A 13,265-nucleotide genomic window follows, 5' to 3' on the forward strand; every position below is an offset into this window, starting at 1 on the left:
AAACGACACCCGGGCAGCGCCACTGCGAGCGTCGACTTCCCCGATCGCGATTCGCCGACGATGCCGAGCGTTTCGCCCTGCCGCAGCGACACCGACACGCGTCGCGCGAACGAAGCTCGCCGCTCGGCGATGGGGATGCAGATGCGCGACATACGATCCGCCGCGCGTCATGTGCCGGGCAACCGGTGATCGCCATGCCGCCTGTTCGCCGCCGCGCGCGTTGCGCGGCCCAATAAAAATCCCCGCACGCTTTCGCGTACGGGGATCTCGGGACATCGCAACGGCTGCCGACATGCATTCGGCAGCCGTTGCGCGGCATTACGCCGCCGCGTCCTTCAGCTTCTTCAGCGCACGTGCCTTCACGCGCACGCTGGCCGGCTTCGCCGGGAACCAACGCTCTTCGCCCGTGAACGGATCCTTGCCGAAGCGCTTCTTCTTCGCCGGCACGACTTGTGCCGTGATCTTCAGCAGGCCCGGCAGCGTGAACTCGCCCGCGCCCTTCTTGTGAACCGAGCCCAGCACGACGTTCTCGAGTGCGACGAGCACTGCCTTGACCGCCTTCACTTCGACAGCTGCGCGCTCAGCGATGTGCGTTGCGAGCGATGCCTTCGTGAACTTGTCCTTCAGCGGCGTCGGAGCAGCCGGTGCTGCCTTTGCGACAGCCTTCTTGGCCACTACTTTCTTCGCGGGCGCAGCCTTTTTGGCAGCCACTTTCTTGGTGGCCGGTGCGGCAGCCTTCTTGGCCACCTTTTTTGCGGAAGTCGCCATGTTTCTCCTACCAGGTGTGGTCGTTGGATACACGAAGCGTGCAACGCGCGCGCTTCAACGCCGGATTCTACAAGCGCCTTGACGCTTCGTGCAGTACTTTTATGCGTTTTCGCGGGGTTTCCCGCAGGTTTTGTTGCGCGCGACCGACTTCATCGACGCCCGAGCGTGAAAAAACACCTTCACGTATGGGCCCGAACGCGAATTACGTTCGATATTTGCGCACCTATACTGGGCGTGCTCAATGCCCGGATGCCTCCATGCGCGAAGTCAGATACGTCAAAGGACTCGACGGCCTGCGAGCCCTCGCCGTCATCCTCGTTTTCCTGTCCCACAAGGGCCATGTCCTTGCCGTCGACGTCGGCAAGCTTGGCGTGTGGACGTTTTTCCTCATCAGCGGATTCCTGATCGTCGGCGAGCTGCATCGCAACCGCCAGGCGGTCGAGCGCGGCGCCATGACGCGTCGCCACGCGCTCGCGCTGTTCCTCGCGAAGCGCGCGCTGCGGATCTTTCCCGTCTACTACCTGCTGCTCGCCGCGCTCGCGATCGCGCACGCGCTGTTCTACCAGCGCGGCGTCAACCTCGGGCTCGCATGGCACGCCGTGTTCCTGTCGAATTACTGGATCGGCGTCGTCAAGGACGGCTGGCCGGGCTCCACGTCGCACTTCTGGAGCCTCGCCGTTGAACAGCAGTTCTATCTGATCGCCCCGCTCGCGCTGCTCGCGGTGCCCGCCGCGCGACACGTCGCGCTCGGCATCGCGGCCGTCGCGCTGTGCGCGCTCGCGCATCTCGCGCTCTACCTGTCCGATGCGTCGCCGGTGCTGATCTACGCGTTTTCCCCGTGGAATTTCGCGTTGATCGCGCTCGGCGGCGTCGGCGCGATGGCGCTCGCCGATCGCGGCGCGGCCGCCGCGCGCCGCGTGCCGCCCGGCTGGCTCGGCGCGGCCGGCGTCGTCTTCTTCCTCGTACTGCCCGCCTGCACGGCATTGCCCGATGCGGTCGCGGGGCTCGCGGATCTCGGCCTGTCGGTGTCGCTCGGCGCGCTGATGCTGTGGATCGTCAGCGCGCCCGAGCATCCCGTCGTCGCGCTGCTCGACTGGGCGCCGCTCGCGTATCTCGGCACGATCAGCTACGGCTTCTACCTGTTCCACAACCTGATTCCGGCGCGCTTCGGCGCGCTGCCCGCGTCGTTCGCGCACGTGCCGATGCCGGAAATCGTCCGCGACGCGCTGCCGGAAATGCTGCAATTCGCGCTCGCCGTGCTGCTTGCGCACCTGTCCTGGCGTTATCTCGAAAAACGGCTGCTCGACTTCAAGAAGCCGATCGCCGCGATGCTGGCCCGACACTTCGCCGCGCAACCGAGCACGTCGCCGCGCTGAGCGGTGGGCGGCGGCAACGGATCGGAATGCGTCGATACCGGTGACGCCCGGCGGCCGGCGGCCAGTTGCTTGGCAGCCGATGCCGCGTCATCGCGCGACACCCCAGCGCGCGTCGTGCAACCCGCGCAACCCATCCACCGATCCGGTCACGCGACGAATGCGTCGGCACCGGTTTCACGCGCGACGTCCCACCTCATCGGCCTACTCCTCGCGTCGCGGGCCACCAACCTCCGCCCGTCCGAGGTGCGGCATCCAGACGTCACGCACCACGCTCGTGCGCCCGCCAAAAACAAAAAAGCCCCGGCGCGCGAGCGGCCGGGGCCAACGGAACAACCACCACCTGAAACGACGGAGCGCGCGGCCGCTTAAGCGACGGCAGCCAGCGCGGGCAAGCAGGTACGCAGGTACGCCTCGAATTCGCGGCTCACTTCCGGATGCTGGAGCGCGAGCTCGACGGTGGCCTTCAGATAACCGATCTTGCTGCCGCAGTCGAAACGCGTGCCGTAGTAGCGATACGCGAGCACCTGTTCGTTCGCGAGCAGCGACTGGACGGCGTCGGTGAGCTGCAGTTCGCCGCCCGCGCCCGGCTTGAGCTTGCGCAGATGATCGAAGATCGTCGGCATGAACACGTAGCGGCCGACCACGCCGAGGTTCGACGGCGCATCCTCGGGCGCCGGCTTCTCGATGATGCCCGACAGCTTGATGATGTCCTCTTCCCACTCCCGGCCTTCGACGACGCCATACGAGCGGCTGTCTTCGCGCGGGATCGTCTCCACGCCGATCACCGAGCTGTGATAGTGGTCGAACACGTCGACGAGCTGCTTGAGCACCGGCTGTTCGCCGTGCAGCAGGTCGTCGGCGAGGATCACCGCGAACGGCTCGCCGTGCACGAGCTTCTCCGCGCACAGCACCGCATGGCCGAGGCCGAGCGCTTCCGGCTGGCGCACGTAGAAGCAGTTGACGTGACTCGGCTTGATGCCGCGCACGAGCTCGAGCAGCTTTTCCTTGCCGCGCGCCTCGAGCTCGGCCTCGATCTCGTACGACTTGTCGAAATGATCCTCGATCGCGCGCTTGCTGCGCCCGGTGACGAAGATCATCTCGGTGATACCGGCGTTGATCGCTTCCTCGACCGCGTACTGGATCAGCGGCTTGTCGACGACGGGCAACATTTCCTTCGGGCTCGCCTTCGTTGCCGGGAGGAACCGCGTGCCGAGACCGGCAACGGGAAACACGGCCCTGGTGACTTTCAACATGTTCGCATCCTGATAGCGTTGACTGCGCCGCGTCGACCTGCGACCCGGCGCGATTGTGTTCCGAACGGCATATCGAGAATCGACGGTACTGCCAATTCCGCTCCGCTCATTTTCGATATGAACTGATTGCCCGATTATTCCGGAAAAAATATAATCGCTTCAACCCGGTCGATATTGCCGAACCTATTGCCGGAGCAGAAACAAATTACCGATTTTCCGGATACAAATTCTTACGATTCGAATTCCTCGATATAGGGCACGCCGCCCCGCTCGAGGCCCGGGCGGATCGGTTCGTTCTTCAGCGCCTCGCGGTACGCCGACAGCACGGCCATGACCAGCAGTACTGCAGCGCTCGCGATCCAATGCATGTCCATCTTGCCGCTCCTTGCATCAATCAACTGGAGCTTCAAACTATCAGAAAAAAATCGGCAAATAATTCGTGCCCGTCGCGGAACCGCTTTCAGGCAGCGATAAACCCATGATGCGGAATACCGATATTTCCGGACGAGATTTTTTTATTCATTGACCGAATTCTTGCGCATTACGATTGGATGAACTTCCCGTCCATCCGTCGCAAGGAATCGAATCGCATGCAAGCTTTCAGCGGATCGTCTCTGGCCGCGCCGCCCGTCGCCGACCACAAGGAACACGTGATCGACGCGATGCGCGGCTTCGCGGCGCTGCTCGTCGCCTATTTCCACTGCCGCCAGGTCGTCTGGGTCGGCATGCAGAGCTTCCATCAGGCTTACGGTCATGCGCTCAGCCCGGGCGCGATCGCCGGCTACCTGACCTTCCCGTTCGCGTGGGGCTCGGCCGGCGTCCCGATCTTCTTCGTGATCAGCGGCTACTGCATCCACCGCAACGCGGCGCTCAAGCTCGCGGCCAATCCCGCGTACCGGCTCGACGCGCCGAACTTCTGGGTGCGCCGCTTCGCGCGCATCTACCCGGTGCTGCTCGCCGCGCTGCTGTTCACGCTCGCGCTCGATGCGGTCAGCCTGCAGATCGAGCCCGTCAGCCACAAGATCCGCGACGTCGGCCTCGTCGCGTTCCTCGTGAACCTGTTCTCGCTGCAAGGCGTCGCCGGCTACACGTACGGGTCGAACGGCGCGCTGTGGACGCTGTCGCTCGAAGTGCAGTTCTACGCGATCTACCCGCTGCTGTTCGCGCTGCGCCGGCGCATCGGCATGCCGGCCGTCGTCGCCGCGGTGGCGCTCGTCAACGTCGCGTCGGCGTGGCTGCTCGAACGGCACGACCTGCAGTTCTTCACGTCGTACTGGCTGTCCTGGACGATCGGCGCATGGATCGCCGACGTGCGCGCGCAGCAGTCGCGCGGCACGGCCGTCGTGCCGTCGCGCGCGTGGTACGTCGCGGCCGCCGTGCTGCTGGCCGCCGGCTGCGGCGCATTCCATTTCGGCCAGTACGGCGCGTTCCAGCTGTGGTCGGCCGGCTTCGCATGCTTCCTGTACCGCGCGCTCGCCCGGCCGCCGCGCACGACGCCGCCGCTGCGCGTGCTGAGCTGGTTCGGCGACTTCAGCTACTCGCTGTACCTGATCCACCTGCCGCTGTTCGTCTGCCTCGGCTCGGTGCTGTTCCACTCCGAATTGCAGCTGTCGATCTGGCCGTCGTTCGCGTTCATGGCCGTCGCGATTCCGGTCGCGTACCTGTTCTACCGGATGTTCGAACGCCCGGCGATGACGTGGTCGGCCAGTTTCAAGCCGACCCGCACCGCCCGCGTCGTCGCGTCGACGCCCGAACAGGCCGCCTGACGCGAGCCGGCCGGCTCGATCGGCCGTCCGGTCCGGAGCCCTCGCGCGGCGTGTCGCTGCGCGAGGGCTTTTTCATGGCCGGCACGCGGTTGCAGGCCGGGTCGACAAGGAATGAGTGGCCTGCCGCCCTTCGACCGCGCTACGGCCCCCGCGGGCCCCTTGTGCGCGGTTGCCGAAGCACGAGCGCGACGGTGTCGACTGCTCGCTTCACGTTCCCGACGGCCCAATCCTGTTCCAGACGACGCTCGGCTACGCTCGCGCCCGACTCGGACCCGGGGCGCAAACCAGCTCACCCGTCGCAGCCACACGCCCCGCCCGCTGAAAAACGAAGCCCCCGCACAGCGCAACGCCGCATGGGGGCCCGTTTTCCGCCATTTTCCGCCCTTTCCCGCCGGCTCGCGCCGGCTGCTACTTCTTCGCGCTCGCCGCCTTGGCAGCCTTCGCCGTATCCGCGAGGATCTTCTCGACCCGCTCCACGTAGGTTTCGGTCCCGAACCGGCGCACCGCGGTCGCCCGCCCGCTCGCGACGAGCCGCTCGCGCAGCGCGCGGTCGCACTTGAGCGTCGCCAGCGCATCGGCCAGCGCGGCCGCGTTGCCCGGCTCGCAGAGCAGCCCGTTGTCGCCGTCCTCGATGATCTCGACGACACCGCCCGCGCGCGCCGCGACGCCCGGCCGGCGCGCGAGCATCCCCTCGACGATCACGCGCCCGAACGGCTCCGGCGTGATCGACGTGTGCGCGACGACGTCGACGGCCGTCATGCACGCGGCCACGTCGCGCTGGAAGCCGAGGAAATGCACGCGCTCGTCCATCGCATGCTGCGCGACGTATTCGTGCAGTTGCGCCGCATAGTCGTCCTCGCCGAACAGCGGCGCGCCGACCAGCACCACGTGCATGTCCGGATGCCGCGCGGCGGCCTCCAGCAGCACGTGCTGCCCCTTCCAGCGCGCGAGACGGCTGAACGAGCCGACCAGCCACGCGTCGGCGGGCAACCCGAGGCGCGCGCGCAGCGCGGCCTGGCTCACGCCTTCCAGCGCGTCGAACGGTTCGGCCGAAATCCCGTTGAACACGACGTCGACGTGCTGCGGCGTGAAGCCGGTCAGCGCGCGGAACGCCTGTGCGGATGCGTCGGAGTTCGCGATCACGCGCGTGATGCCGAACCGCGCGCAGTACTTGATCGCCTGCAACTGCTTGCCGCCGAAATGGTCGGTGCTGACGATGTCGCGCAAATGCCAGACGACCGGCTTGCGCGCGAGCCGCCCGGCGAGCGCGGCGACCACCATCGCGCGCTGCGTGTTCGCGTAGATCACCTCGGCGCGGCGCGCGCGGCGGGCGACGTCGCGCACCAGCCGCACGAGCTGCTTCACCGCGCCGAACGACACGCCGCCCTGCTTGCGCACGCCCGCGAGCGCGCCCTGCTCGACCACGTCGACGCGCGCGCCGATCTCGTCGAGCGCCGCGCGGAACGGGCCGTCGTCGAACAGCAGCACGTCGGCGTTCGCGCGCATGTGCTTCATGATCTCGAGCAGCGACAGCTCGGCGCCGCCGAGCACGCCGCTCTGGTCGAGCACGAGCGTCGCCGGGCCGCGGGCGACCGGCAGCGGGGCCGCCGTGCCGCGCTGCGCGGTCGAGCCGGGCAGCGCTTGCTCCACGTAGTCGAGGAAGCGCCGCCGGAACGTGTCGGCGGAAAACCGCTCCGCGTTCGCGCGGCACGCGTCAGGCGTGAAGCGCTGCGGCGCGCGCTCGAAATCGTCGACGGCCGCGACGATCGCGTGCGGCGTCTGTTCGTCGAAGAAAAGGCCGGTCGGGTTCAGGTTCGACTGCGGGTCGAGCACGGTCTCGAGCGCGCCGCCCTTGCCGTACGCGATGACCGGCGTGCCGCACGCCTGCGCCTCGACGACCGAGATCCCGAAATCCTCCTCGGCCGCGAACACGAACGCCTTCGCGCGCCGCATCCGGTCGTGCAGCACCGCGAACGGCTGATAGCCCATGATCTCGACGTTTGGGCCCGCCTTCGCGCGAATCTTCTGCATCTCGGGGCCGTCGCCGATCACGACGAGCTTGCGCTCGGGCGTCTTCGAGAAGGCTTCGACGATCAGGTCGATCTTCTTGTACGGCACCATCCGCGACGCGGTCAGGTAGAAATCCTCCTTCACCGCGTTGAGCGAGAACGCGTCGACGTCGACCGGCGGAAAGATCACCGCCGCGTCGCGGTGGTAGACCTTCTTGATGCGCCGCGCGATGAACGCGGAGTTCGCGACGAAGCCGTCCACCGCGTTCGCGGTGCGCGTATCCCAGTTGCGGATGTAATGGAGAATCATCCGCGCGAGCAGCGATTTCGGCCCGTGCGTGAGGTTCGACTGTTCCAGATACTGGTGCTGCAGGTCCCACGCATAGCGGATCGGCGAATGCACGTAGCTGATGTGCACCTGGTCCGGCCCGGTCAGCACGCCCTTCGCGACCGCGTGGCTGCTCGAGATCACGAGGTCGTACTCGGACACGTCGAGCTGTTCGATCGCGAGCGGCATCAGCGGCAGGTAGCTGCGGTACTTGGTGCGGGCGAACGGCAGCTTCTGGATGAACGACGTCGTCACCGGCTTGCCGCGCACGAACGCGCGATCGTCGAGGAAATCGACGAGGCTGAACAGGTCCGCGTCGGGAAAGCACGCGACGATCTGTTCGAGCACGCGCTCGGCGCCCGCATAGGTGACGAGCCAGTCGTGGACGATCGCCACGCGCAGCGCACGCGTCGGCTGCCGCGCGCCGGCCCGTTCGGCCGGGTGCGGCGCGGCGGCGTCGCCGGCATGGACCACGGCGGCATCGGCCGTGGCGAGATTCAGGACGGCGTGTTCCGCCAGATCGCGATTCATGCAGTTCTCCTCGCATTGAGACGGACAAACAGGTCGCGCACGAGTGCACGCAGCCCCGGCGTCATCGTGAGCGACCACGCGACGTTCAGCACCAGCACGACCGCGCACATGCCGATCGACTGGACCAGCCCCGGCCATGCCTGCGCGAGAAACAGGCTCGCCAGCAGGAAGGCGAGATGGGCAAGCATGTCGAGTACGATCGCGCGCATCCGGATCGCCGACAGGTACAACAGCACGCCGTAGTCGACGAGCGCGCGCGCCGCGACGACCACCGCCGCGCCGATCAGCCCGAAGTGATGAATGCCGAACCACAGGCCGCCGACGAAGAACGGCATCTCGACGAGCCCGGCGAATGCCGCGCGGGCCGGATTGACCTGCGACTGGATCAGGATGCGCGTGACGCTCGCCTGGCCGACGAGCCACACGCTGATCACCAGCACGCGGCCGACCGGCGCCGAATGCGCGGCGAGATCGGCGCCGACCCACAGCGTGAGGAACGGCGCGAGCGCGAAGATCGCGACGATGCCGACCGGCGTGAACACGCCGTTCAGGAATTCGAGCGACTGGCGCGCGAGCGTATCCGCATGATCGCGGCCGACCGCCGACAGGCGCGGGAACAGCGTGCGCACCAGCGCGTTCGGCAGCATGTTCAGCCGCGTGACGAGGTTCTGCGGCACCGTGTAGTAGGTGACGAACTTCGCGCCCATGCCGGCGCCGAGCATCACGCGGTCGAGCGTGTCGGCGATCATGCTCGTCGTGCTCGCGATCAGCATCCAGCCGCCGAAGTTGAACAGCCCCTTCGCGGTGCCCCACTGCGGCGGATCGATGCGGCGAATCCCGAGCACCTTGACGCTGGCCTGACCGAGCATCACCGCCGCGATCAGCCGCGCGACGACCGCCGCGGCGAGCACCGTCTGCATGTTCGGCGCGATCCACCACGCGGCGCCGAGCGGCAGCAACTGGAACAGGAACGTGCCGATCGTCTGGTTCGTGTTGAACACGCCGAACCGTTCGGCGCCGTTGATCGCGCCGGCGAACACCCACGACACGTTCGCGAGCGGAATCGCGAGCGCGAGCCACGGCAGCGCCAGATACACCTCGTGCTGCATCGCGGCCGACACCTTCGTGAAATACGCGGTGTAGACGAACGCGCCGAAATAGATCAGCAGGCCGCCGACGATACCGGTGCCGAGATTCAGCCAGAACGCGCTCCAGAACACGCGCGCGCTTTCGTCGGCGTTGCCGCTCGCGAGCGCCTTCGAGATGTGGTTCTGCGCGGCCATGCTCATCCCGAGATCGAGAATCCCGAAATAGCCGATCAGCGTCCACACGAGGCTGACGACGCCGTAGCGTTCGACGCCGAGCGCGTGGATGTACGCGGGCACCGTCACCAGCGACACGAAGGTCGGCAGGATCAGCCCGATGAAGTTGATCGAAACGTTCTTGAGTATGCCTTTGTCCATGCTTTAGCCCAGGGGCCCGTTACGGTTTCCAGCGGTACATGAGCACCTTGCCGCGCGCGTCTTCCTCGACGAACACCAGGTACTCGCCGTTCTCGCGCCGGAACGCGCTGATGCCGAACGGCACGTCGACCCAGCCCGACGCCTTGCCGACCTCGGCGCCCGGGCTCATCACGCCGACTTCCTTGCCGGTTTCCTTGTCGTACACGTGGATCTTGCCGACCGGCTCCACGGTGAACAGGTAGCGGCCCTCGACCGTGATCCCGATCAGGTCGAGGATCGGCTTCGCGTCGAGCTGCCACGGCAGCGCGACCTGATAGCGCACCACCGGCGAGCCGCTCGACCATTTGTCGAAACGCACCAGCACGCGGCCGACTTCCTTGTTGATGCCGGGCTGCGGCGGCGCGTCGGCCGTGTAGCCCGTCACGTACAGCGTGTCCGTCTGCGGTTCGTAGATCGCGCGGCGCAGCTGCGTGAACGGCTGCGGCATCGGGTAGGTCGCGACCTTGTCGTACGAATAGATCGGGTTGCCGGCCTTGTCGACGCCGCCATAGCCGAAGCGATGAATCCCTCGCACGTCGCTCGTGCGCCAGATGTCGCCCTTCGTGTCGACCCACCAGCCCCAGCCGCCCGCCTTTGCCTTGCCCGTCGTGTTGATCTCGGACTCGTCGGCATCGATCCGGCCGTTGCCGTTCGCGTCGCGCCATAGCCAGTCGCCGCCCGGCGGCTTGTTCGGCACCTTGTCGACCGGCCGCGCGCGCCCCGCGATCAGGCCCGACGGAATCGCGACCTCGCCGTCGCGCTTCGCGTCGAAGCGGTAGATCTTCAGGTGATCGGCGTACATGTCGGTCAGGTACAGGAACGTGCGGCCGTCGACGCGCCGCGCGATCGGCATGCCCGGATACTGGTCGGTGTGGAACACCGGGTCGTCCGGATACTTGAAGCGGTTCGACAGGAAGCCGACGTATTTCCAGTCCTGGCCCGGCGGCTTCGACAGGTCGAGCTCGAAGCGCTTGTTGCCCGTGTACACGCTGTTCGGCCGCGCGGGGTCCAGCCACGCGCCGTCGACGAACAGCAGCCCCTGCACCTGCCAGCGCAGCTTGCCGTCCGGCGTGTAGCTTTCCAGCACCGCGCCGAGCCCCGCGCCGATCGTGTCGTGGCGCGGCCCGATCCCGTTCATCGACACATAGATGTTGCCCGCGCGGTCGACGCCGACGCCCGTCAGCCCGTTGAAGCGCTGCGGCCCGGCCCGGCCCGGCACCGGGCCCGCGAAGATGCCGCCGCGCTCGCCGAGCGTGCCCGACGGCGCATAGCCCTTGCCGCCTTTCGAGAAGATCAGGATCTGCTGGCGCGGCCCGTTGTCCGCGACGAGCACGCGCCCTTTCGCGTCGACCGCCACGTCCACCGCGTCGGTGCCTTCCGGCAGCGCCGGCGCGTCGTCGAGCTTGCGGCCGTCGGCCCGCACGTGCACGAGATGCGCGGGGCCGCCGAGCGTATCGGTCAGCAGCCACAGCGTGCCGTCGCCCGCCAACGCGATGCGGCCCGGCTCGTGCGCGCTCCACGTGCCCTTCTGCTGCATCGTTTCCGCGTCGTAGACATCCACCACGTCGCGCGACGGATTGGTCGCGAACAGCGTCTTGTCGTCAGCCGCGAGGCCGCCCACTTCCGCCTTCGCCTCACCGACTTCCGAGCGCGCGGGCGCCGACACCTCGTTCATCATCATGAAGCTCGCGGCCATCCGCGCGCGGCCGGTATCGGCGCGCCCGCCCGGCGCGACCTGCGGCGCCGCGCGAAACGGCGCGGGCTGCTTCATGTCGCCGATCGTGCGCCGCGAGATGCCGAACCATTGCTTGCCCTTGTCCGGCCAGATGCCGGGCGACTGCAGATGGCCGCGCTCGTTGCCGACGCCGATCGCGACATACGCGTACTTGCTGTTCACCGCGATCGCGCTGCCGCCGAGGTTGCCCCAGCCGTGCGTGCCGCCCGCGAAGCCGAGCATCTTCCCGTCCTGGTAGACGCTCGCCTCGGCGCCGCTCTCGTCCCACGGCGCATTCGTATACACCTTGCCCTCCGGCGTCACCGCGATCGCGCGAATATCGATCTGCGTCCACGTGCCGTCGCCATAGCCGAACGTGTTGCCGATCCACGACGTCGTCGCGGGCAACACCGTTTCGGCCGGCACGGCGCTCGTCAGCAGTGCCGCGCATACCGTCATGCCAACCAGAATCAGACGTCGCAATGCGCTTCTCCAGACTCGATGCAACAGCGACCGGCGCCGCCTCGGATCGCCCGCGGCGGCGCGCTGTCGCTAAATGGGTTTCAAACGTCGCGATGCAGGTTACAAGCAAAAATAATCACAAGAAATTTGGAAATATTTAGGGATGTTTCTGCCTGAAATATCGAACCGGAACAGCGAGTAAATGACCGCGGAAAACGGCAATAACGACCGCTCTTTCCGCGTCACCACGTAGAAAATTCCGCTCCGCGCCGCCCGGCGCGCCCGTCCGCGAGCCAACCTTTCATCGCGCGATCGTAATAATCGGCATTAGCCTGGTTGTCGTCAGATAAATGGCGCGCGTTTTTTTACCGATTTCTTTTCCCTAGAATCGATTGCGATTCCATATTCCATTTAAAGGCATGCAATACGTACACGCATCGGATGCGGGTCGTGAAGGAGCCGCGCGATGACGGCCCTGTCGCGCCCCGCCGACCTCGCCCCGCCGCAACACGGCCGCATCGTGCAGCTGGACGGGCTGCGCGCGATCGCGGTGGGCGCCGTCTTCCTGCAACACGCGCTGAAGGCGCCGCTGTGGATGGGCGTCGACCTGTTCTTCGTGCTGAGCGGCCTGCTGATCACCGGCATCCTGCTCGATCGCAAGGCGCGCGGGCAGTCGTACTTCAGCCACTTCTACGCGCGCCGCGTACGCCGCATCCTGCCGCCGTACGTGCTGCTGCTGGTGGTGTCGACGCTGCTGTTCGGCGCGAGCTGGCTGCCGCACTGGCCATGGTTCGCGTTCTTCTCGACCAATATCGGGCTGTCGCTCGGCAGCATCGGCCATGACAGCCTGAACGTGCTGTGGTCGCTCGCGGTCGAGGAGCAGTTCTACATCTTCTGGCCGTTCGTCGTGCTGTGGTGCTCGGAGCGCGCGCTGCTGTGGGTCGCCGCCGCGCTGATCGTCGCGGCGCCGGTGCTGCGCGCGATCGCGACGCCGTGGTTCGATTCGTTCTGGCCGATCTACTACCTGACGCCGTTCCGGATGGACCTGCTCGCGGCCGGCGCGTTGCTCGCGATCGTGCTGCGCCGCGACCGGCGCGCGCTGGAGCCGTTCTATCCGCTCGCGATCGTCGGCGCGCTCGTGTCGCTCGCGATCCTCGGCTGGCTGCACCTGTCGTTCCCGCGCTTTCGCGCCGCGAACACGCCGCTGTCGAACGCGGCGCTCTACAGCATCTCGCTGCTGCTGTGCACGTCGATCGTCGTGATCGCACTGCGCGGCCGCGGCCTCGTGCAGCGCGTGCTGACGAACCCGATGCTCGTCTACGTCGGCACCGTCAGCTACACCGTCTACCTGATCCACCTGAGCGTGCTGTACGCGCTGTGGCCGCTGCACCTGAACCGCTTCGTCACGGCCGCGCTCGCGCTGGCGATCACGCTCGCGTACGCGACCCTGAGCTGGTACGGCTTCGAACGGCGCCTGACGCGCGGGCCTGCGCGCCGCGCGGTGCCGGCCGCCGCCGGCACGACCGCCTGACTTTCATCATCCATTGCTTCTACCA

General features: G+C 67.0%; 9 protein-coding genes and 1 pseudogene. 3 read left to right on the top strand and 7 right to left on the bottom strand.

The genetic code is table 11. The features are described from left to right. Window positions 1–8 precede the first annotated feature (8 nt). Together JYG37_RS35130 and JYG37_RS18500 are read right to left on the bottom strand one after the other, a co-directional pair. Window positions 9–98 (bottom strand): annotated as a pseudogene (locus tag JYG37_RS35130) (ATP-binding cassette domain-containing protein); the annotation flags it as partial. A gap of 220 nt (window positions 99–318) precedes the next feature. Further along, window positions 319–768 (bottom strand): HU family DNA-binding protein, encoded by a 450-nt coding sequence (locus JYG37_RS18500; protein WP_011548077.1) that lies wholly within the window; start codon window positions 766–768, stop codon window positions 319–321. A gap of 257 nt (window positions 769–1,025) precedes the next feature. Between JYG37_RS18500 and JYG37_RS18505 the strand changes: the two genes are divergently transcribed. Beyond that, on the top strand, window positions 1,026–2,144 hold the full coding sequence (locus JYG37_RS18505) for an acyltransferase family protein (protein ID WP_050011260.1): 1,119 nt from the start codon (window positions 1,026–1,028) through the stop codon (window positions 2,142–2,144). 365 nt (window positions 2,145–2,509) lie between these two features. Here JYG37_RS18505 and galU read toward each other — a convergent pair whose 3' ends face one another. Next, a complete protein-coding gene (gene galU, locus JYG37_RS18510) occupies window positions 2,510–3,397 on the bottom strand; it encodes a UTP--glucose-1-phosphate uridylyltransferase GalU (RefSeq protein WP_027782643.1) in 888 nt (295 codons plus the stop codon). Window positions 3,398–3,627: 230 nt separating this feature from the next. After that, window positions 3,628–3,771 (bottom strand): hypothetical protein, encoded by a 144-nt coding sequence (locus tag JYG37_RS18515; RefSeq protein WP_006479318.1) that lies wholly within the window; start codon window positions 3,769–3,771, stop codon window positions 3,628–3,630. 216 nt (window positions 3,772–3,987) lie between these two features. On the opposite strand from JYG37_RS18515, the gene JYG37_RS18520 reads away from it, so the two are divergent. Beyond that, a complete protein-coding gene (locus tag JYG37_RS18520) occupies window positions 3,988–5,163 on the top strand; it encodes an acyltransferase family protein (protein WP_124554022.1) in 1,176 nt (391 codons plus the stop codon). Between the two features lie 408 nt (window positions 5,164–5,571). On the opposite strand, the gene JYG37_RS18525 is transcribed toward JYG37_RS18520, so the two are convergent. The 3 genes from JYG37_RS18525 to JYG37_RS18535 are packed head-to-tail and all read right to left on the bottom strand — an operon-like array spanning window position 5,572 to window position 11,706. Next, window positions 5,572–8,031 (bottom strand): glycosyltransferase family 4 protein, encoded by a 2,460-nt coding sequence (locus JYG37_RS18525; RefSeq protein ID WP_213345700.1) that lies wholly within the window; start codon window positions 8,029–8,031, stop codon window positions 5,572–5,574. Further along, window positions 8,028–9,494, bottom strand: coding sequence for a flippase (locus JYG37_RS18530; protein WP_213345701.1), 1,467 nt, complete (start codon window positions 9,492–9,494; stop codon window positions 8,028–8,030). The genes JYG37_RS18525 and JYG37_RS18530 overlap by 4 nt, the downstream gene beginning before the upstream one ends. A 19-nt stretch (window positions 9,495–9,513) precedes the next feature. Next, a complete protein-coding gene (locus JYG37_RS18535; RefSeq protein ID WP_373452504.1) occupies window positions 9,514–11,706 on the bottom strand; it encodes an NHL repeat-containing protein in 2,193 nt (730 codons plus the stop codon). Between the two features lie 469 nt (window positions 11,707–12,175). Between JYG37_RS18535 and JYG37_RS18540 the strand changes: the two genes are divergently transcribed. Further along, entirely contained in the window at window positions 12,176–13,240 is a 1,065-nt protein-coding gene (locus JYG37_RS18540) for an acyltransferase family protein (protein WP_050011264.1), read from the top strand. Window positions 13,241–13,265: the final 25 nt, after the last annotated feature.

Origin of the sequence: Burkholderia sp. LAS2, from assembly GCF_018417615.1 — a bacterium.
In the GTDB taxonomy this organism is placed as follows: domain Bacteria; phylum Pseudomonadota; class Gammaproteobacteria; order Burkholderiales; family Burkholderiaceae; genus Burkholderia; species Burkholderia sola.

Excerpts from the sequence above, each read along its gene's own strand:
- JYG37_RS18500 (WP_011548077.1), bottom strand. The coding sequence starts at position 768 with ATGGCGACTTCCGCAAAAAAGGTGGCCAAGAAGGCTGCCGCACCGGCC.
- JYG37_RS18505 (WP_050011260.1), top strand. The coding sequence starts at position 1,026 with ATGCGCGAAGTCAGATACGTCAAAGGACTCGACGGCCTGCGAGCCCTC.
- galU (WP_027782643.1), bottom strand. The coding sequence starts at position 3,397 with ATGTTGAAAGTCACCAGGGCCGTGTTTCCCGTTGCCGGTCTCGGCACG.
- JYG37_RS18515 (WP_006479318.1), bottom strand. The coding sequence starts at position 3,771 with ATGGACATGCATTGGATCGCGAGCGCTGCAGTACTGCTGGTCATGGCC.
- JYG37_RS18520 (WP_124554022.1), top strand. The coding sequence starts at position 3,988 with ATGCAAGCTTTCAGCGGATCGTCTCTGGCCGCGCCGCCCGTCGCCGAC.
- JYG37_RS18525 (WP_213345700.1), bottom strand. The coding sequence starts at position 8,031 with ATGAATCGCGATCTGGCGGAACACGCCGTCCTGAATCTCGCCACGGCC.
- JYG37_RS18530 (WP_213345701.1), bottom strand. The coding sequence starts at position 9,494 with ATGGACAAAGGCATACTCAAGAACGTTTCGATCAACTTCATCGGGCTG.
- JYG37_RS18535 (WP_373452504.1), bottom strand. The coding sequence starts at position 11,706 with ATGACGGTATGCGCGGCACTGCTGACGAGCGCCGTGCCGGCCGAAACG.
- JYG37_RS18540 (WP_050011264.1), top strand. The coding sequence starts at position 12,176 with ATGACGGCCCTGTCGCGCCCCGCCGACCTCGCCCCGCCGCAACACGGC.